Here is an 18,847-nt window from a genome sequence, read left to right as displayed (position 1 = left end):
ATCGTTCACTATATTTAGCCAAAAATAAACACCCCAAAAGTTAGATTTTAGCTCTAACTTTTGGGGTGCAGTACAAAGTCTGAGTTCTTTTTTTGTATTTATTTTTTATTGCCACCCACTGCTTTCCAACCAGTTTGGTATTTTGCAGATTCTTGGACAAATTCTGATTTTTTCTTTCCGCCAAATAATTTTTCACCGATACCATTAGTGATAACACCCAGAAAAGCAGTAATACCTACAACAAGGATTGCAACAATTGTTAAATCTGTTATGTAACCAGCCAATCCAGCCAAGATAAACCCTCCATTCAAATTGGGAACAGGCTCAACCGATTCAGGCCTGAAAGCATTTTCCTACCTTTATTTTAAAAGAACTTCAAACATATGAAAAGGGAAAAATACGCAAAATTTTATTTAAATGAAAAGGTTATGCTTTTTCACCATTCATTTAAATGAAACACATAACAAGTTAAGCGTTTTCAAAAGTCCATTTTAATTGAGAATAAAAAAAATTATTTTAAGAGGTTTAAGATAAAAACGAAAAGGGTATTTAACTTATAAGAATATATTTTTTAAATTTTATAGCAGTCACGTACATAAAGCTGCAATAAAATACGAATGATTTATTAATTTAGCTGATTATCTTCCCGTAAAAGGGTGGATGTCAAATAATTATTTGATAAAAACTTGAAACTTTTATGGAAATCTATCGTCTAATATAAAGTAATTATTAAATAATCTCTTGAAAACTTATTTGTTAATAGGGTTACTTTTTTTAGAGTGGTAGTGTATAATTAATGATATAAATTACTTATTTAAATTAATTATAATTTAGAAGATATATTCTGATTGCTAAGCTACTATTTCCCATATATAGTTTGAAAATAATTAAGGAGTGTGAAACCAAAATGGTAACACTATACACTTCACCAAGTTGTACATCATGCAGAAAAGCAAAAACCTGGCTGGAAGAGCATGAAATCCCATATTCCGAAAGAAATATTTTTTCCGAGCCGCTCTCTATTGATGAAATTAAAGAAATTCTTCGTATGACAGAAGATGGAACAGATGAAATCATTTCAACACGATCAAAGACATTCCAAAAGCTCGATGTAAATCTTGAAACTATGCCATTGCAAAATCTATTTGAACTTATAAAAGATAATCCAGGCTTACTGCGCAGACCAATTATTTTAGATGAGAAGCGTCTGCAGGTAGGATATAATGAAGATGAAATCCGCCGTTTCCTTCCAAGGAAAGTACGTACTTTCCAGTTACTAGAAGCACAACGTATGGTAAATTAACTTTCAAAACCCCTTCAATTTAAAGAAGGGGTTTTTTTTGTGTTAATAAAGCATTATTGCCGGTTTATAAGAAGGCTCGGCAATGGTCGAGTTTTTTACTAATCAAATGATGAGATGTTTCGAGTTTTCGATGATAAGAAAGGTTCTATATCTGGGACAAAGGGTTATATGTGGATTTATATCCATAATTTCTGAACGCACACGAATAGAACAAGGAAGGCTTCGTCAGCTATATCATCGCATAAAGAAAATTTTTCGAGGAAGTCGTTAGCTGGAAAAAGCGACAAAAAAAGAAAACCATCGTTATCTATACCTTCACTCGAAGAACAAGAAAGCTTTTAGAGGGAATGCCGTTTTGTGCATGATAGGCAAACCTAACCACTCCGCCAAATGAGCTTGGCAAATGCCAAGATTTTCTATTGGATAGGAAGGTGATTCCTCGTAACTCCTTACTTATTTCTCACATAATTTCGTGTGCGTAAATTCAATAATGCATTTCTTGTGCAATCAAATTTAATTCTTGCGGTAATTTTCCACGAAAGCAAGTTCAATTTGCTTCGGAAAAAGCAGATCAAAGGGAGAAACAAAGTACAACGTGCCGAGGAGAAAGAAGTACAGAAGCGCCTTGGTCAGCCCCGACAAGCGATGCAGCTTAACCCATACCTCCTTTTAAAAGTCTCTGAGCTAAACGATGTTGTTGTTCCTAAGGGAGCGGATTCCTCTTTTATAAAAAACAATTGTAAAAGTTAACGGAGTATAAAGAATAACACCTAGTGAAGGAGGTTAAATTAAACTTCATTGCATTTAATTTTGTACAAACCCTGTTGTCGGAATAAGCACAAAGAACACCGTCTTATTGTAAAAAAGCCACTTTTTTGATAAAATAGAAGGAATATCAATAGGCATTTGCCGTTTTTTGAATTGCCGGGATATTTTGTTTCCCATATTCATTTTTTTATCATAAAATAAAAGTACAAGGCTGACTTTTATCCCATTAGCCAAGAATAAATAGGTCTAAAATGGGTAATAGATAAGCATTATCATTCTTCGTGGGGGTTATTAGTCCCTTCAATCATGGAAAGGGAGGGAGAGTTGATGATGGAAATAGAACGCATTAATGAGAACACCGTTAAGTTTTATATCTCATATATTGATATAGAGGAAAGAGGCTTCGACAGAGAAGAGATCTGGTACAATCGGGAACGAAGTGAAGAGCTCTTCTGGGAAATGATGGATGAGGTACATCAGGAAGAGGAATTTACCGTCGAGGGACCGCTTTGGATTCAAGTTCAGGCTTTAGAAAAAGGTCTTGAGGTCTTGGTGACAAAAGCTCAGTTATCCAGAGATGGACAAAAATTTGAGCTTCCTATACCAAGTGACAAAATGAAGGATATTCCTGTAGATGAGAAAATTGAGGAACTTCTGGACCAGCATTTTAATCCACGGACATATGGTTCTGAGGAAGAACTGCTCGAAGATGAGCCTTTGGAATTCCTGCTCGCTTTTAAAGATTTTGAAGACATTATCCAGTTATCTCTTTATCCTGGTTTGGATGATATAAATACAAGTCTTTTTCACTTCGATGGAACTTATTATTTATTCGCTGAGTTCCCAGAAGAACAATTTGAAGAGGACCAAATTGATGATATTTTAAGTATCCTTCTTGAATATGGGCATGAAACACAAGTAACCATTCATCGCATCGAAGAGTATGGAAAAGAAATAATATCTGAAAATGTTTTTGCTGAATTAAGAAAGCATTTTAGATAAACCAGGCCGATTTCATTTGAAATCGGCTTTTTTAAAAGCTAATAAGGTAGACGTTTTTTTGGGACCTGAGAAATTTCTGGGTTGTTAAATGAAAATGTAAAAAATTTCAAAAGATATAACACACACTTAACATAAAATAAGATAAAATGTTTTCTGTTTATGGAGTATGGGGTGGTGAGGATTTTTGAAAAATACCGTACGGGTTATTATATTCGGTGTGTTTCTTTTTGTTTTTTTCTTTATTTTCAGGCAAAAGCTTGAAGGGGGAATTGTTAGTTTTCTAAGTGTATTTGTTACACTTTCTGTTATATTTATAGGAGTTTTAATCTTTTTTGAAAACAGACATCCTACGCAGACACTGACCTGGCTTGTCGTTCTCGGAAGTTTTCCCCTAATAGGATTTTTCTTTTATTTGCTTTTTGGGAGAAGCTATCGAAAAGAAAAAATGTACAGAAAAAAATACTTCCTTGATAAGCAGGCTTTTTTAACAGTTGAAGGGGACATTGATCCCAGGAGTGAAGAAAAAATTCAGCAGATGGGTGACCATCAGAAAAGACTCTTCTCTTTGGCACAAAGGCTTGGAAACAGTCCTATCTCTTTCGATACAGCAACAAAAACTCTAACAAATGGAAACGAAACTTTTCGCCATATTATTAAAGAATTAAACAAGGCAACACACCACATTCATATAGAATACTATATAGTTCGGAATGACAAAATCGGGAATGAGATAAAGGATGTTCTCATTAAAAAAGCACTTGAAGGAGTAAAAATCCGATTTTTATATGACGCAGTAGGCTCCTGGCAGCTAGCCAAAAAGTATATTAATGAATTAAAGAATGCAGGGGTTGAAACCGTATCATTCGGACCAGTTAAGCTTCCATTTTTAAATAACAAATTTAATTTCCGAAACCATCGAAAAATAATCGTTATTGATGGATCTGTAGGCTTTGTCGGCGGGCTGAATATTGGGGATGAATACTTAGGAAGAGTTAAGAGCATTGGTTTTTGGAGAGACACTCATTTATTGTTAAAGGGTGAAGCAGTCAGGTCATTACAGCTCATCTTTCTCCAGGATTGGTATTATGCTACAAATCACAGCTTCCTGACAGATGAATACCTTTCACCGGTCATAGACGGTAAAAGCCATGGGGGAGTTCATCTTATTGCGGGAGGACCTGATAATGAATGGAGCGTCATCAAGAATATCTTTTTTTCTATGATTACATCTGCCCGTGAATCAGTATGGATAGCTTCTCCTTACTTCATTCCGGATGAAGATATTTTCTCTGCCATAAAAGTTGCTGCGTTAAGCGGTATTGACGTCAGGCTCCTGGTACCCAATAAACCCGATAAAAGAATCGTTTTTCATGCTTCACGATCGTATTTCCCGGAACTGCTAGAAGCTGGAGTAAAGATTTACGAGTATGAACGCGGCTTTATGCACAGCAAAATTGTCATAGTTGACTATGAACTCGCCTCCATTGGAACCTCGAATATGGACATGCGAAGTTTTCACTTAAACTTTGAGGTTAACGCTTTCTTATATAGGACTAAAAGTACCCAAAAGCTTGTGGATGAATTTCTCCTTGATCTTAAATACTCAGAAAAGTTGGAACTAGAATCTTTTAATAAGAGGCATCTGGGTTACCGCCTTTTAGAGTCTACCTCAAGGCTGCTTTCCCCTCTTCTTTAAAAACTTCCTTTATGGAGGTTTTTTCTTTGCTATTCAGAACTTATATTCATAAATTCTGAACACATGACGGACAGGACAAGGAAGGCTTTGTCAGGTATATCACCGCAGGTAGGTAAAGCTCCTGCTTTTCGAGAAGTCCTAGACAAGCGAAAGGAACAGGACAAAAAAACTTCGTTAGTTTTTGCCTCCGTGGAAGAAAAAGCATAGCTCTCGAGGATGTGACGTTTTGAGCTGATAAGATCAAAAAGAATTGGTGGATGCCAAGTTTTTCTAAGCTAATCAGAATCTATATCCCTAAATTCTGAACGCACGACGGACAGGAAGTCCTAGTCAGGCGAAAAGCACAGGATGTGCCGATTTGAGCGTGATAAGTAAAACTAGGGCATCCGCCAGAGACTTGGTGAATGCCAAGTTTTTCTAATATTTAAAGGGTTTTATTTTTATATCTCGAATTTTTATATTAGGCTGTGTTAAAGAGTGTCTTGGAGTGAAAATCAATAAACTAGTTTAACAAAGCCTTATATTAAAGGAGGGATCACTTTGTTAACGGCGATCACAAAAACAGGCAAAAAGCTATGCCTGGGTAATAATTATAAAAAAGCAAGCCTGATGTATTTCCGTAATAAAGAGGAATTTTTCTGCCCGTCATGCGGTGAAAAGGTAATATTAAAACTAGGTGAAAAACGAATATCTCATTTTTCTCATTTAAAGGCGCATACCTGCTTGGATAGTTTTGAAAATGAAACCGAATATCATTTGCTTGGAAAGAAACACTTATACCAGTGGCTTAAGCGGCAGGTTTCAACAGTAGAGATGGAGTATTATATTAAAGAAATTCGTCAGAGGCCAGATATGATGTTTGAATATGAAGGAAAAAAATACGCCCTTGAATTCCAATGCTCAGTTATCTCCCCTGAAATAGTGTTAAAAAGGACAAAATACTATTTAAATCATGGCTATATCCCAATTTGGCTATTGGGGGCAATACACTTTCAAAGGAAAAATGCCTCCGCAGTTTCACTCTCCGGTTTTCAATATTTATTTGTTAGACAAAATCATTCACTAAACTGGACTCTTCCCTTTTATTCTCCTGACAGTAAATCCCTTATCCAATTGAACGCTCTTTTTCCGTATTCTTCAAAAAATGCCCTGGCAGACATAACTGTATCTCCACTTCAGAATACCTCAATAGGAAGCTTAATTGAGCCTTCTGGCAACTCTTCTCGTATAAGTGCAAATGATTGGAAAAGAGCACTATATACCTTCAAAATGAATTCTATCCAATTTCATTCCTCAAAACCTATACTTGTCCTAAATGAGTTATATAGAAACCACCTGAACCTCTTTCTTCTTCCTCCTGAAATTGGAATTCCTTTAACGGGAGCCACTCACTTTTTAACTCCGCCTTTAGTCTGGCAAATCTATTTGTATCTCGATTACCTTAGATTTATAAAGCCAGGGGCCATTGTAACTCTAGAACAAGCAGTGCGAAAGATTAATCTCAGGATTAAATTAAACGACATCGTATCTAGAACGCTTCCACTAGCTGATTGCTCCGGCAGCTATGGAGTTATTAAGCAATACTTTGAAGTATTAACGCGGATGGGTAAACTAAGTTCAGTAGAAACAGGGATTTATAAACTTAACAATGTATTCAGAGTTCCGCAGAATTCTGCTGAACAAAAGGTAATGGAAGATGCTTTTTATCAGACATACTGGGGAATAATAAATGATAGTGATTGTAATAGTAATAGTTGAATATTCCAATTAATTTTATAAAAATAGAAAGGAATATCAAGGGAAAAGTAGAATATATTGAAGAGCATTTTTTTCGAATCCCGAAATGTCGAATGGAGGATGAACATGGCGAACGAATCAACAGTAAAAGCACTTCCAGCTCGCAAGGAGATATCCGTAGAGGATACCTGGAAGCTGGAGGATATATTTTCAAGTGATGAAGCATGGGAAAAGGAATTTAATGAGGTTAAAGATTTAATTCCTGGGATAAAAGAATTTGAGGGTAAACTAGGCGAAAACTCAGCTGCACTATATGATGCGCTACAATATCAAGACAGGCTCATGGAAAAGCTGAGCAAATTGTATACCTATGCACATATGCGGTATGACCAGGATACAACAAATTCCTTTTATCAGAGCCTTGATGGAAGAATTAAAAGCCTTTATTCTCAGGCAGCAAGTCAATTGGCTTTTATAGTTCCAGAACTTTTATCAGTTGATGAGAAAAAGATTGAAAGCTTCCTTGAAGAAAAGGAGGAATTAAAGCTTTATGAGCATGCTTTAGAGGAAATCAATCTCCAAAGGCCGCATGTACTGCCAGCAGACCAGGAAGCACTTCTTGCAGAAGCTTCAGAAGTTCTAAACTCATCAAGCACTACTTTTGGTATGCTCAACAATGCAGACATCGAATTTCCTTCGATTAAGGATGAAAATGGAGAAGAAGTTGAAGTAACTCATGGACGCTACTCAAGATTTCTTGAAAGCGGAGAACAGAGGGTCCGTCACGATGCTTTCAAAGCGGTTTACGATACTTATGGCAAATTTCGTAATACTTTTGCAAGCACATTAAGCGGTAATGTTAAAAGGGATAATTTCAATGCTCGCATTAGAAAATATGACTCAGCCCGGCAGGCAGCTCTTGCAGCTAATAATATTCCGGAAAGTGTTTATGACAACCTGGTTAAGACAGTAAATGATAACCTGCACTTGCTGCACCGCTACATAAAGCTACGGAAAAAGCTATTAGGACTTAATGAGCTTCACATGTACGATCTTTACACTCCTCTTGTTAAAGACGTAAAAATGGAAATCAAATATGAAGAAGCAAAAGGGATTATTTTAAAAGGACTCGCACCTTTAGGTGAAGAATATCTTGGGGTTCTGAAAGAGGGATTTGAAAATCGCTGGGTGGATGTGCATGAAAATAAAGGGAAGCGCAGCGGAGCTTACTCTTCCGGTACCTACGGAACAAACCCATATATTTTGATGAACTGGCAGGACAATGTGAATAACCTGTTTACTCTAGCCCATGAATTCGGTCACTCCGTCCATAGCTATTACACAAGAAAAACACAGCCTTATCCATATGGAAATTACTCTATTTTCGTAGCAGAGGTTGCTTCAACTTGTAATGAAGCACTTCTAAATGATTACATGTTAAAAACAGTTGATGATGAGCAAAAACGCCTCTATCTTCTTAACCATTATCTTGAAGGTTTTAGAGGTACTGTTTTCCGCCAGACGATGTTTGCAGAATTCGAGCATCTTATCCATCAAAAAGCACAGGACAATGTTCCATTAACAGCTGATCTTTTGACAGAGGAATACTATAAGCTTAACAAGAAGTACTTTGGTGAAGAGGACTTATTAATCGATGAAGAAATCGGTCTTGAATGGTCCAGAATTCCTCATTTTTACTACAATTATTATGTATATCAATACGCAACCGGATTTAGTGCAGCAACCTCTCTTAGTAAGCAAATCTTGGAAGAAGGGGAAACTGCAGTTAAGCGCTATGTAGAATTTTTGAAGTCCGGAAGTTCCGATTATCCGATTGAAGTATTAAAAAGAGCTGGTGTCGATATGACAAGCAGCCAGCCAATCGCAGATGCCTGTAAGGTGTTTGAAGAAAAACTGGACGAAATGGAAAAGTTATTGTCATAAGAGAAAAGGGATGGCTGCCGCCATCCCTTTTATACTAGTGAAATCCTTTGAATCGTTTGCGGTCGATTAGGCTCATGATGAAAATAAAAATGGAGAAAAACAATAGAGGAATGCTTAACAGGAGCGGAGCCAGGTGCATTAGGGCCAGTAAATGTATAAAGAAGGAGCACAATAGAAGTGCCGACATCGAAAGATAAAAAAATTTCCTCATACTTTTCACCTCAAATAGATCTCTTTTAAAGATAATATATTGTCCATTTATCGCTAATATGAATTTGACAATATTGTGAAATGTATAACAAACTTATTGTCATGAAGGCATTCCCATGATATATTTTATACGTGAAGTTGATCACAAACAAACATATACCCCTTTGTTTGACCGTGAAAAATTTCTCCCATCCCCTTTGTTCGTATTTATAAAAGAGGCCGAAGCCAAGTGCTTCAGGCCTTTTTCTTTATTCATAAAAAAAGGCCCGCCCACTTAGGAAGATGGCTGGCCTAGGTTTCAATATATCTCCAAAAACTTCCATACTTAGCGTGGATCTGTTCCACTTTCTTTTTTAGTAAAAGTTTTTTCATTTCCTTTTCCACCTGAGAGATGGACATATTGTAGACCACTGCAATTTCCTTAGTCGCAACCAGACGGAAAAACTTTAAAAAGTTTTCGAGTGGGGGATGAGGCGATTTCATCGGTTGTTCGGTCAGCATTTCTTCAAGAATTTGTACATACACCTCATATGGATAAGAACCTGCAATTTTTATTCCTTCCTCTTCAGCGTTCTCATTAAAAAAAACCAAAGTAGGAATTTCACTAACTTCCATTTCGGAAGTGATCTTTAAGTCACATTGAAAAGCTTTGGCTGCACTATCTGAATGGATATCAGTAATAAATTCTTCAACATCCAAACCTACACTGCGAGCACAATCTTTGAGGACATCAAAATTAGATATGTTTTGTTTATCTACAAATAACGCTTCCTGCAGCTTTCGTAAAAAACGATGTCCTCTTCGTCTCCCTTGAAGTTCTGCTGCTTTAACAGCAATAGAAGCAATATGGGGTGATGAAACTGGGTTCTCAAACCACAGGTCTCCATCGCATGACATTCCTGACCTGCTAGCTGTCTTCTCCCAAAGATTTGCGATGCTTTCATACTTATGCTTTTTACCCATATTCAGCATAGCTAATTTTCCGCTTAAAATATGACGTATAGAGAAATATCGGCCATATTCAATTTGCAGCTTTTTGAGTATAGGTTCAAGTGCCCAGCACTCAGGACAGAGAGGATCAACAAAGAGATAAATTTCGATCGGTTTTTTCTCACTGCCATGGCAATGCGCAGAAGCTTGATTTACATACTTTTCCCCTTCCATCACAGCAAATCACCTTGTGTTTCGTTCTCATCTGGTGTATTCACCATATGCTGGGCAGTAAGGAAAAGCCGGGAATAAAATTCCTCGCGAAGAGGTCCTTCCAATCCAACTTTATCCATTGCCTGGTGCATGCAGGAAAGCCAGGCCTTTGCCCTTACAGGTGTGATGGGGAATGGTAAGTGACGGGCACGCATCATGGGATGCCCATGTTCTTGTGTATATAAATTAGGACCACCTAAGTATTGAGTCAGGAATTGTTTTTGTTTCCTGGCGATTTCGGAAAAATCATTCTGAAACAGGGGTGCTAGATCAGGATGCTTTCCAACCAGGCCATAAAATGTGTCTACAAGTTCATGTAGTTTATCTTCTCCAATAGCCTCGAATGGAGTGGGCATTTTCTCGATCATGTTGACAACTCCTTATAATGAGTTTGTATGCCTTATTTTAGCAATGCCCCTTTTATATCTCAAATAAATCGCTTTGGAATGGGGAATTTCTTTGGAAATATCAAAAAATCTCTATATTTTGATGGGTAGAGAAACAAAGTCTTACCCAATATTCCAGAAATTAGTATAAATTGTCGAAGTTAAAAGAAAGCCGAAAAGTACTTGAACAAAGTTATCGATCGTTGAAACTATATGGAGGTATTCTGCCCAATTTAACCAATCATCAATACAAATTGGTTTTAAAGCATTTTGGGCAAAGCATTACACAGTAATTTAAATTGGGTAATTGGATTCTTTAAAAATTTGAGTGTACTTTTGGAAGTACACTTTTGATCCTTAAGTAGAGAAATAAGAAAAAAGCAGAAAAGTAACATTTAAACAATCTTTATAGGAAGTTCAGTCGAAGCTATTGCACCCAGGTGAATAGGATTGTAAGATACATTTTAAATAGTCAGAAAGTTTAGAAAAAAGAGGTGTTTACATTGTCTGAAAGTGTTAACATTTTACATTCAACTGTTTTTAAGAATAAGACCGCGATTGTAACAGGGGCGGGGCATGGGATTGGCCGTGCAATCTGTCAGGCATTTGCCATACGGGGTGCTAATGTAATAGCTGTTGATATTTTAGAGGAACAGCTACAGGGGACGAGAGAGGAAGTAACCTCATCCATACAACAAACTCAATCGCAAGGGACCATACATACCTATCAGGTGGACCTAACCCAATCCAAACGAGTTCAGGAATTCATTATCGATGTGATTAAGCAATTTCACTCTATTGAAATTTTGGTTAATAATGCAGGCGGGGTTGTTGACCAGGTCCATCAGCCGATTGAAAAAGTAACGGATGACGAGTGGCACAAGGTATTGGAGATCAATCTGTACGCCTGTTTTTATATGACTAGGGCGGTTGTACCCTACATGAAGGAACGGCAATACGGGAGAATCGTTAATATCTCAAGCGGTGCTGGCCGCAGCAGCAGTTTGACCGGGATCCAGGCTTATACAGGTTCAAAAGCAGGTCAAATAGGCTTTACACGGCAAATGGCAAGAGAACTGGGGCCTTATGGAATCACTGTAAACAATGTTGCACCAGGCTTTGTCTTGTCTAATCCTTCCTCGATCAAACAATGGGATGCAATGGGAGAGGAAAAACAGCAGCAGCTGATCGAATCCATATCGCTTAAAAGGATTGGCAAGCCAGAGGATATTGCCCACCCAGTTTTATTTTTTGCATCAGACTATTCGGCTTATGTCAGCGGACAGATTATTTCTGCAGATGGTGGGTTACAACTTTTCTAGGAGGGGCGTTATGGAGATAACAATTGTAGGAGCGGGTGCCATTGGCGGTGTTATTGGTGCACACTTAGCTGCAAAAGGGGAACAGATTGTCCTCTGTGATATCGCTGAAAACCATGTAAATAAAATTAATGAAAGTGGATTAATTATCGAAGGTCCGGAAGAAACCTTTACTGCAAAATGCCCTTCTTTTACTCCAGAACAGCTTAGAAAGAGAGGGAAACCGCTAAAAACCGTTTTGATTTGTGTAAAAGCTCAACATACGAAAGAGGCAGTGGAAGAAATATTTCCGTTGCTGTCGGAAGAATCCTATATCGTTTCGGTTCAAAACGGATTATGTGAAAAACAGATTGCAAGTATGGTTGGAGAAGAACGTACGATTGGCTGTTTTGTTAACTTTTCTGCAGATTATCTAGAACCAGGAAGAATACTTTATGGGGGAGTGGCGTCACTGTACATTGGTGAGCTCGATTCCAAAGTAACTTCCAGGCTCAGCGACCTCCAACATCGCTTGCAGGCATGGGGGCCAGCACAGATTACCGACAATATTTGGGGATTTTTATGGGGGAAAATGTCCTACGCCGGGCTGCTGTATGCCACTGCATTGGCTGATGAAACCATGGCAGCAGTAGTACGGAAGCAGGATTTAAGAGAGACCTTAATGGAGCTATGCTCAGAGATATTGGAGGTTGCTGACAAAGAGGGTGTGACACCCCTGGGTTTTGATGATTGGGAGCCAGAATTAGTCTACCCAAGAGAATCTCGTAATCGTGGAGTACTTGATGCACAACTCGAAAAACTATCAGTAAGAATGGCAGCTAATAAAAAGACAAAAAGTGGAATTTGGAGAGATTTAGCCGTCCGAAAACGGAAAACGGAAATTGATGCACAGCTCGTACCGATTGTAGAAATTGGAAATCAATACGGTTTAGAAATGCCATTAACCAACGCGTTAATACAGCAAATCAAAGAGCTTGAGACAGGTGTAAGACAAATGAGCTGGGAAAACCTTTATGAATTAAAAAAACTATACGAAAGGGTTCAACAGCGATGAAATTTTTTCTCGAACAGCGTAATTTATCTGATGACGTTGCCAAAATCATACGAAAAATGATTTTTAACGGAACATTAAAACCGGGGGAACGTCTCAATCAGGCACAGCTTGCAGAGGAAATGAACATTTCCCGAGGACCTGTAAGGGAAGCTCTAAAGCTTTTAGAAAATGAGGGGCTCATCAAACATGAAACCAATAAGGGAACATTCGTGACAACCTTGTCGATGCAGGACGCCTATGAGATTTATACCTTGCGAGCCCTGCTGGAAGGGGAATCTGCGTTATTGGCTTCCGCCAACATAACAGAGAAGGATTTTACCAGATTAGAAGAATTGCTCGGAGAATTAGAGACAGCCTTTTTAAAAAAGGATTTAGAGCAGGAAGCAAGGTGCGATATTCAGTTCCATGGAACGATTGTCCAATTATCAAAGCATAAACGGTTAATTCGGATGCACCAGCAGCTTGATACACAAGTTGGAGCAATGTTTTTGACTGTTGCCAACAAGCTTCCAAGCAGGGCCAGTATGGTGGTCGAAAATCACCAGTTATTGATTGATACACTGAGAACCAGGGAACTGCAAAAAATTCAACGGGTATTTTCAGAACACTATGTTAACGCAGTGAAGGCTTTAGCGAGGCAGAAAGCAGATTAACAAAGGATGGAGGTGTTATCCATTGTTACTTAATGTTGATAATTTATCATTATCGCTTAAAAAAGATGGTTCCTATTTGAAAATCCTCGAAAATGTTTCGTTTCAGGTTGAAAAAGGGGAGACCCTGGGGATAGTCGGTGAATCTGGCTGTGGCAAAAGCATGACCGCTCTCTCCATAATGAGGCTGCTGCCTGACAAGGCGAAGCTTGAGGGGAAGGTAAATCTTGAAAAAGAGGAGATTACCGCGTTATCAAAAAAACAGCTTGAAAAAATACGTGGAAATCAAATCTCAATGATATTCCAGGATCCTTTGACATCACTTAATCCCTTACATTCTGTAGGCAAACAAATTAGTGAAGCACTCTACCTGCATACGGACCTGACGAAAATGGAAAGAAAACAAAGAACGGTCGACTTGCTAAAAGAAGTTGGCTTACCCCGGGCTGATGAAATTGTGAATGAATATCCTCACCAGCTGTCGGGTGGAATGCGGCAGAGGGTAATGATTGCGATTGCCATGGCTTGTAATCCAAGACTGCTCATCTGTGATGAACCGACTACTGCATTAGACGTTACGGTCCAAGCCCAAATTCTCGATTTAATGAACAAATTAAAGCAAATGAATGACATGGGAATCATCATGATTACACACGATTTAGGAGTGGTCGCAGAGGTTTGTGACAGGGTTATCGTTATGTATGCAGGAAAGGTTGTTGAACAGGGAATGGCGGAGGAGTTATTTGCCAATCCCAAACATCCCTATACAATTGGTTTGATGCAATCAATTCCGAAACTGGGAGAACGAAAAAACAAACTAGGTTCGATTCCAGGGACAGTTCCTTCCCCAAAAAATATGCCTCTTGGCTGCCGTTTCGCTGACAGATGTAATAAAGCAATGGATATATGCAGAGGAAAGCAGCCCACAACGGTGGAGGTTGGACCTAACCATACAGCAGCATGCTGGTTATATGAAGAAAAGGGGTTGGGCAGGTATGACGCTTCTCGAGGTGAAAGATCTGAAGCAACATTTCACCATTAACAAAGGCTTTTTAGGAAAAAAGACAACGGTTAAAGCTGTGGATGGTGTCAGCTTTTCAGTAAATGAGGGTGAAACCTTAGGAATTGTTGGGGAGTCAGGCTGCGGTAAATCTAGTTTGGGGCGTTCGATTCTACGATTAATTGAGCCAACCTCAGGTGAAATCAAATACAAAGGAAAAAACATTACTGATTTAAAGGGAAAAGATCTAAAGAATCTGAGAAAAGAAATGCAGATTGTCTTTCAGGATCCGTTTGCCTCACTGAACCCCAGGAATACAGTGAGAGATATTTTAGAAGCGCCGTTGATTATCCATGGAGTCGGCAATCGAAAACAACGCCTAGAAATGACGGAAAACTTAATCGGTAAAATTGGTCTTCGAAAAGAGCAATTGAGCAATTTTCCACATGAGTTTTCCGGCGGGCAGCGGCAAAGGATTGGAATTGCACGCGCCTTAACGCTGAATCCAAAATTAATTATTGCCGATGAACCGGTATCAGCTCTCGACGTTTCTGTGCAATCACAGGTATTAAATCTCATGTCCAGTCTGCAGGAGGAGCTCGGCTTAAGCTATGTGTTTATTTCCCATGACCTATCCGTGGTACAGCATATTTCCGACCGGGTCGCGGTCATGTATTTAGGCAAGATTGTTGAGCTTGCAGAAGTTGATGAGTTGTACAGCAACCCTCAGCATCCTTACACAAAAGCACTATTATCAGCTGTGCCTGTCCCAGATCCAAAACAAAAAAGGGATAGGATTATTCTTCAAGGAGATTTGCCAAGTCCGGTGAATCAGCCGACAGGCTGCGCCTTCCATACCCGTTGTCCTGTGGCAACCGCCGAATGTAAGACAATTGTTCCAGAGCTCCGTGAAAAATCGTTTGGTCATTGGACTGCTTGTATTCATGTATAGGAGGAGGGGGAGAAAAAGTTGGATGCGATTCGTTACATTTCAAAACGATTGCTGTTAATGATTCCAATTCTATTTGGAATTAGTGTCCTAACATTTTTTATCTCACATACGATTCCCGGTGACCCCGCCCGACTCATTTTGGGACCAAAGGCAGATCCGGTAATCATAAAAGAGCTTCAGGAAAAAATGGGTCTAAATGACCCGGTATATGTTCAATATGGACGTTATGTAAGCGGCATACTTCAAGGCGACTTGGGTAACAGCACGTACACGCAGCAAGCGGTGGCAAATGATTTAAAACGTTATTTTCCAGCAACACTGGAACTAACCTTATTTTCCATGATCATAACCGTTTTGGTCGGTATTCCATTCGGGATTATCAGTGCGAACAAAAAGGATAAAATTCCGGATCAAATTACAAGATTTGTAGCATTAATCGGTGTCGCCATGCCTGCTTTTTGGCTGGGGATTATCCTGCTACTATTCTTCTATCTTCAGCTGGGGGTGCTGCCCGGCGCGGGCAGGCTGGACACTTGGGTTTCACCTCCGGCGCATATAACTGGAATGTATACGGTAGATGCGTTATTAACTGGGAACTTGCCAGTCTTTCAATCTGCATTAATCCATCTCATTCTGCCAGGTATTACTCAAGCTGCGGTAACCATTGGAATGATTACCAGGATGACAAGATCAAGCATGCTTGAAGTTTTAAGAAGCGATTATGTCCGTACAGCTTATGCAAAGGGCGGTTCTCAAAATCGAGTCCTCTACGGCCATGCCTTACAAAACGGGATGATGCCCATATTAACATTAATTGGGATGACGTTTGGTCATTCTCTGGGTGGAAGTGTTTTAGTGGAATCTGTCTATTCTTGGCCTGGACTTGGAAAATACGCAGTAAATGCGATTACGTATCTGGATTTTCCTGCTGTTATGGGCGTAACATTATTAATTGCTGTTCTGTTCATTTTTGTAAACTTAATCATTGATATTTTCTATCAGGTGATTGACCCAAGATTGAAATATGAGTAGAAAGGAGCACGCTGATGGTTAGGCGAATTTTTTCCAGTCCGTTAACCTTAATCGGTTTTATTTTAGTGTTTATTTTACTGGTCCTGGCTGCGTTTGCTCCGTGGATCGCAACCTATAATCCTTTAGAAGTGAATTTTTCAAATAAATTGCAGCCACCGAGCAGTGCCCATATTTTTGGCACAGATGAAGTAGGAAGAGATATCTTTAGCCGTATCGTTTATGGTTCGCGAATTTCCTTAAAAATAGGTCTTTTAGTTGTGGTGATTTCGTTTCCAGTTGGCACCATGCTTGGAGCAATTGCCGGATTTTTTGGTGGGTTAGTCGATCAAATTATCATGCGCTTAACAGATATCTTCCTATCCTTTCCTGGAATCATACTTGCAATGTCTATCGCGGCTGCACTTGGACCATCAATTGAAAACGTATTATTAGCCTTAGCGGTTGTTTGGTGGCCATGGTACACAAGGATTGTTCGCTCATCTGTGCTTTCAATCAAGAATGCCGAGTTTATCGAATCATCGCGTGCGCTTGGTGCTCATCCGTTTCGAATTTTATTTAAAGATATCCTCCCCAATTCAATTGCACCAGCAAGTATTCAAGCATCCCTTGATTTAGGGTTTGTAATATTAGCAGCAGCAGGATTAAGCTTCATAGGATTAGGTGCACAGCCGCCGTCACCTGAATGGGGAGCGATGCTCTCATCAAGCCGTGAGATTCTTCGAGAAGCATGGTGGGCAGCAACGTTCCCTGGCTTAGCCATTTTGTTTACGGTTCTAGGTTTTAACCTGCTAGGTGATGGACTGCGTGACGTCCTGGACCCTAAGCAGCGTTAATATTTTAAGAAAAACCATTTGAGTTGGGGGGGATGTCGAACAATTGTTAAAAATACTTTCAGAATATTCTAAAAAAACAAGGGGGAAATAAAGCATGAAGAAAAGAAGGTTATGGATGCAGTTGGTTATGTTTGCGATGATTGTTGGGCTGGTTTTATCAGGGTGCAACAAATATAATCAAGAATCTTCAACACCTGCTAAAAATAACGGGAAACAAAATACAGGAAATCAGACGGATGCTGAAAAGCCAAAGGATAAAGATGTATTTAACTTTGCTACAAATCAAGATATTCCGCACCTTGACCCACATGGAACTGCCGCCAATACCTCATTTCGTGTTACCTATATGCTCTACGACCGCCTTGTAACTTATGATGGAACTACTACAGAAATTAAACCTCAACTCGCCGAGAAATGGGAAGTTACTCCAGACGGCAAAACGTATACCTTCTTTTTACGCAAGGATGTCAAATTCCATGACGGTACACCTGTTACGTCGGAGGCTGTTCAATATTCCTTTACACGTGCCATGAAATTGAAAAAATCAGCAGCTGGAATTTTTGAAGGTATTGTCGATGACAAAAGCTTCGAAATTGTGGATGCTAACACGATTAAAATCCATTTGAAAAAACCGTTTGGTCCTTTTGTGAAATCACTGGGAACCGTGTATGGAAATATCGTTAATCCAAAATTAAAAGAGCATGAAGGAAAAGACAATGGAGAATCATACTTAGCTTCTAACGAAATGGGCTCTGGTCCATATACGCTGGCAACCTGGGACCGCGGCCAAAAGCTTGTATTAAAGGCTAATGACAGCTACTGGGGCGGTGCTCCAACAATGAAGACAGTAAATATTTTAATTGTTCCAGAACCATCGACTGCCCGTTTAATGCTGGAAAAGGGTGAGCTCGATCAATTAGATGACACGATGATCTCTCCAGATGTCCTAAACCAAATGGATGGAAAAAATGGAGTGGAAGTTGTGAAGTCACCTGGCTACCAAATTGATGATCTTTCAATGAACATGACGAAAAAACCGTTAGATAATAAGTTAGTCCGCCAGGCATTAGCTCACTCAGTGAACTATGATTCTATAATCAAAGACGTTCTGCTTGGTGGTGCAGAGCGCGTCAATGGCATTGTTCCAAAGGGAATGTTTGGTTATAACGATCAAGCTACTTTGTATGATTACGACTTAGATAAAGCGAAGGACTTACTGAAACAAGCTGGCTATGAAAAAGGCTTTGACTTAGAAATTGTCATTTCTGAGAACAATGAAGTCCGTAAGAATATTGCAGTCATGCTTCAATCCGACTTGGCGAAAATCGGGGTTAAATTGAATATTAAGACCCTGGCATGGCCAACATTCCTTGACACGGTAACGAATGGTAAGCATCAGCTTGCTTTAGCTGCCTGGACACCGGATTATGCCGATCCAGATTATAACCTATGGTACTTTGCACACTCCTCTAGTAAAGGGCCTGGCTTTAACCTTGCATTCTATGATAATAAGAAGGTTGACCAGCTGTTACAAGAGGCTCGTGTTAGTGTTGATGATGCACAGCGTGAAGCAGATTATAAAGAAGTTCAGGCTATTATGGCAGATGAAGCACCATATATTTTCGTAGCACAAAGAAAGGTCCAAGTTGCCAAGAAAACTTGGGTAAAAGGCTTTGAAATTAACCCAATGAATACTTGGTATGTGCCATTCCAAAAGATGACAAAGGAATAATCATAGTTTCTTCTTGAACGGCCGGA

At 39.2% G+C, this 18,847-nt stretch carries 17 protein-coding genes; 13 read left to right on the top strand and 4 right to left on the bottom strand.

Annotated elements, in window-relative coordinates:
- Nucleotides 1–98: 98 nt before the first annotated feature.
- A complete protein-coding gene (locus tag AC3WR0_RS21920; RefSeq protein ID WP_492554284.1) occupies nt 99–284 on the bottom strand; it encodes a hypothetical protein in 186 nt (61 codons plus the stop codon).
- A gap of 623 nt (nt 285–907) precedes the next feature.
- On the opposite strand from AC3WR0_RS21920, the gene spxA reads away from it, so the two are divergent.
- The 5 genes from spxA (at nt 908) to pepF (ending at nt 8,450) form a co-directional block, all read left to right on the top strand.
- Nucleotides 908–1,303, top strand: coding sequence for a transcriptional regulator SpxA (spxA, locus tag AC3WR0_RS21915; protein WP_492554278.1), 396 nt, complete (start codon nt 908–910; stop codon nt 1,301–1,303).
- A 1,098-nt stretch (nt 1,304–2,401) separates the two neighbouring features.
- Complete coding sequence (mecA, locus tag AC3WR0_RS21910; RefSeq protein WP_492554283.1) at nt 2,402–3,073, top strand: adaptor protein MecA; 672 nt, start codon at nt 2,402–2,404, stop codon at nt 3,071–3,073.
- Nucleotides 3,074–3,257: 184 nt separating this feature from the next.
- Nucleotides 3,258–4,769, top strand: a complete 1,512-nt coding sequence (gene cls, locus AC3WR0_RS21905; RefSeq protein WP_492554277.1) for a cardiolipin synthase — start codon at nt 3,258–3,260, stop codon at nt 4,767–4,769.
- A 540-nt stretch (nt 4,770–5,309) separates the two neighbouring features.
- Complete coding sequence (locus AC3WR0_RS21900) at nt 5,310–6,527, top strand: competence protein CoiA (protein ID WP_492554276.1); 1,218 nt, start codon at nt 5,310–5,312, stop codon at nt 6,525–6,527.
- Nucleotides 6,528–6,632: 105 nt separating this feature from the next.
- The gene (gene pepF / locus AC3WR0_RS21895) at nt 6,633–8,450 is read left to right on the top strand and encodes an oligoendopeptidase F (protein ID WP_492554275.1); all 1,818 of its coding nucleotides are present in this window, start codon (nt 6,633–6,635) and stop codon (nt 8,448–8,450) included.
- A gap of 34 nt (nt 8,451–8,484) precedes the next feature.
- Here the strand turns inward: pepF and AC3WR0_RS21890 are convergent, their stop codons facing one another.
- The 3 genes from AC3WR0_RS21890 to AC3WR0_RS21880 form a co-directional block, all read right to left on the bottom strand.
- The gene (locus AC3WR0_RS21890; RefSeq protein WP_492554282.1) at nt 8,485–8,637 is read right to left on the bottom strand and encodes a hypothetical protein; all 153 of its coding nucleotides are present in this window, start codon (nt 8,635–8,637) and stop codon (nt 8,485–8,487) included.
- 314 nt (nt 8,638–8,951) lie between these two features.
- Nucleotides 8,952–9,824, bottom strand: a complete 873-nt coding sequence (locus tag AC3WR0_RS21885) for a ClpXP adapter SpxH family protein (RefSeq protein ID WP_492554274.1) — start codon at nt 9,822–9,824, stop codon at nt 8,952–8,954.
- The gene (locus AC3WR0_RS21880) at nt 9,824–10,231 is read right to left on the bottom strand and encodes a globin domain-containing protein (protein WP_027321757.1); all 408 of its coding nucleotides are present in this window, start codon (nt 10,229–10,231) and stop codon (nt 9,824–9,826) included. Before AC3WR0_RS21880 ends, AC3WR0_RS21885 begins: the two co-directional genes overlap by 1 nt.
- A gap of 521 nt (nt 10,232–10,752) precedes the next feature.
- Between AC3WR0_RS21880 and AC3WR0_RS21875 the strand changes: the two genes are divergently transcribed.
- The 8 genes from AC3WR0_RS21875 (at nt 10,753) to AC3WR0_RS21840 (ending at nt 18,821) form a co-directional block, all read left to right on the top strand.
- Nucleotides 10,753–11,571: an SDR family NAD(P)-dependent oxidoreductase gene (locus AC3WR0_RS21875; RefSeq protein WP_492554273.1), complete on the top strand. Its 819-nt coding sequence runs from the start codon at nt 10,753–10,755 to the stop codon at nt 11,569–11,571.
- A gap of 10 nt (nt 11,572–11,581) precedes the next feature.
- The gene (locus tag AC3WR0_RS21870) at nt 11,582–12,622 is read left to right on the top strand and encodes a ketopantoate reductase family protein (protein ID WP_492554272.1); all 1,041 of its coding nucleotides are present in this window, start codon (nt 11,582–11,584) and stop codon (nt 12,620–12,622) included.
- Nucleotides 12,619–13,275, top strand: a complete 657-nt coding sequence (locus tag AC3WR0_RS21865; protein WP_492554271.1) for a GntR family transcriptional regulator — start codon at nt 12,619–12,621, stop codon at nt 13,273–13,275. The genes AC3WR0_RS21870 and AC3WR0_RS21865 overlap by 4 nt, the downstream gene beginning before the upstream one ends.
- 22 nt (nt 13,276–13,297) lie before the next feature.
- Nucleotides 13,298–14,314, top strand: coding sequence for an ABC transporter ATP-binding protein (locus AC3WR0_RS21860; RefSeq protein WP_027321754.1), 1,017 nt, complete (start codon nt 13,298–13,300; stop codon nt 14,312–14,314).
- Nucleotides 14,268–15,224 (top strand): ABC transporter ATP-binding protein, encoded by a 957-nt coding sequence (locus AC3WR0_RS21855; RefSeq protein ID WP_492554270.1) that lies wholly within the window; start codon nt 14,268–14,270, stop codon nt 15,222–15,224. The genes AC3WR0_RS21860 and AC3WR0_RS21855 overlap by 47 nt, the downstream gene beginning before the upstream one ends.
- An 18-nt stretch (nt 15,225–15,242) precedes the next feature.
- A complete protein-coding gene (locus AC3WR0_RS21850) occupies nt 15,243–16,256 on the top strand; it encodes an ABC transporter permease (RefSeq protein WP_492554269.1) in 1,014 nt (337 codons plus the stop codon).
- Nucleotides 16,257–16,270: 14 nt separating this feature from the next.
- Nucleotides 16,271–17,089, top strand: coding sequence for a nickel transporter permease (gene nikC, locus AC3WR0_RS21845; RefSeq protein WP_492554268.1), 819 nt, complete (start codon nt 16,271–16,273; stop codon nt 17,087–17,089).
- 94 nt (nt 17,090–17,183) lie between these two features.
- Nucleotides 17,184–18,821, top strand: a complete 1,638-nt coding sequence (locus AC3WR0_RS21840; protein ID WP_492554267.1) for an ABC transporter substrate-binding protein — start codon at nt 17,184–17,186, stop codon at nt 18,819–18,821.
- The last annotated feature ends 26 nt before the right edge of the window (nt 18,822–18,847 follow it).

Source organism: Neobacillus sp. FW104-15D2, assembly GCF_058790155.1.
Note: the sequence above shows the minus strand (reverse complement) of the source record. Positions and strands in the feature narration are given on the sequence as shown.

Excerpts from the sequence above, each read along its gene's own strand:
- AC3WR0_RS21840 (WP_492554267.1), top strand. The coding sequence starts at position 17,184 with ATGAAGAAAAGAAGGTTATGGATGCAGTTGGTTATGTTTGCGATGATT.
- AC3WR0_RS21885 (WP_492554274.1), bottom strand. The coding sequence starts at position 9,824 with ATGGAAGGGGAAAAGTATGTAAATCAAGCTTCTGCGCATTGCCATGGC.
- spxA (WP_492554278.1), top strand. The coding sequence starts at position 908 with ATGGTAACACTATACACTTCACCAAGTTGTACATCATGCAGAAAAGCA.
- nikC (WP_492554268.1), top strand. The coding sequence starts at position 16,271 with ATGGTTAGGCGAATTTTTTCCAGTCCGTTAACCTTAATCGGTTTTATT.
- AC3WR0_RS21870 (WP_492554272.1), top strand. The coding sequence starts at position 11,582 with ATGGAGATAACAATTGTAGGAGCGGGTGCCATTGGCGGTGTTATTGGT.
- AC3WR0_RS21865 (WP_492554271.1), top strand. The coding sequence starts at position 12,619 with ATGAAATTTTTTCTCGAACAGCGTAATTTATCTGATGACGTTGCCAAA.
- AC3WR0_RS21855 (WP_492554270.1), top strand. The coding sequence starts at position 14,268 with ATGACGCTTCTCGAGGTGAAAGATCTGAAGCAACATTTCACCATTAAC.
- pepF (WP_492554275.1), top strand. The coding sequence starts at position 6,633 with ATGGCGAACGAATCAACAGTAAAAGCACTTCCAGCTCGCAAGGAGATA.
- mecA (WP_492554283.1), top strand. The coding sequence starts at position 2,402 with ATGGAAATAGAACGCATTAATGAGAACACCGTTAAGTTTTATATCTCA.
- AC3WR0_RS21880 (WP_027321757.1), bottom strand. The coding sequence starts at position 10,231 with ATGATCGAGAAAATGCCCACTCCATTCGAGGCTATTGGAGAAGATAAA.
- AC3WR0_RS21890 (WP_492554282.1), bottom strand. The coding sequence starts at position 8,637 with ATGTCGGCACTTCTATTGTGCTCCTTCTTTATACATTTACTGGCCCTA.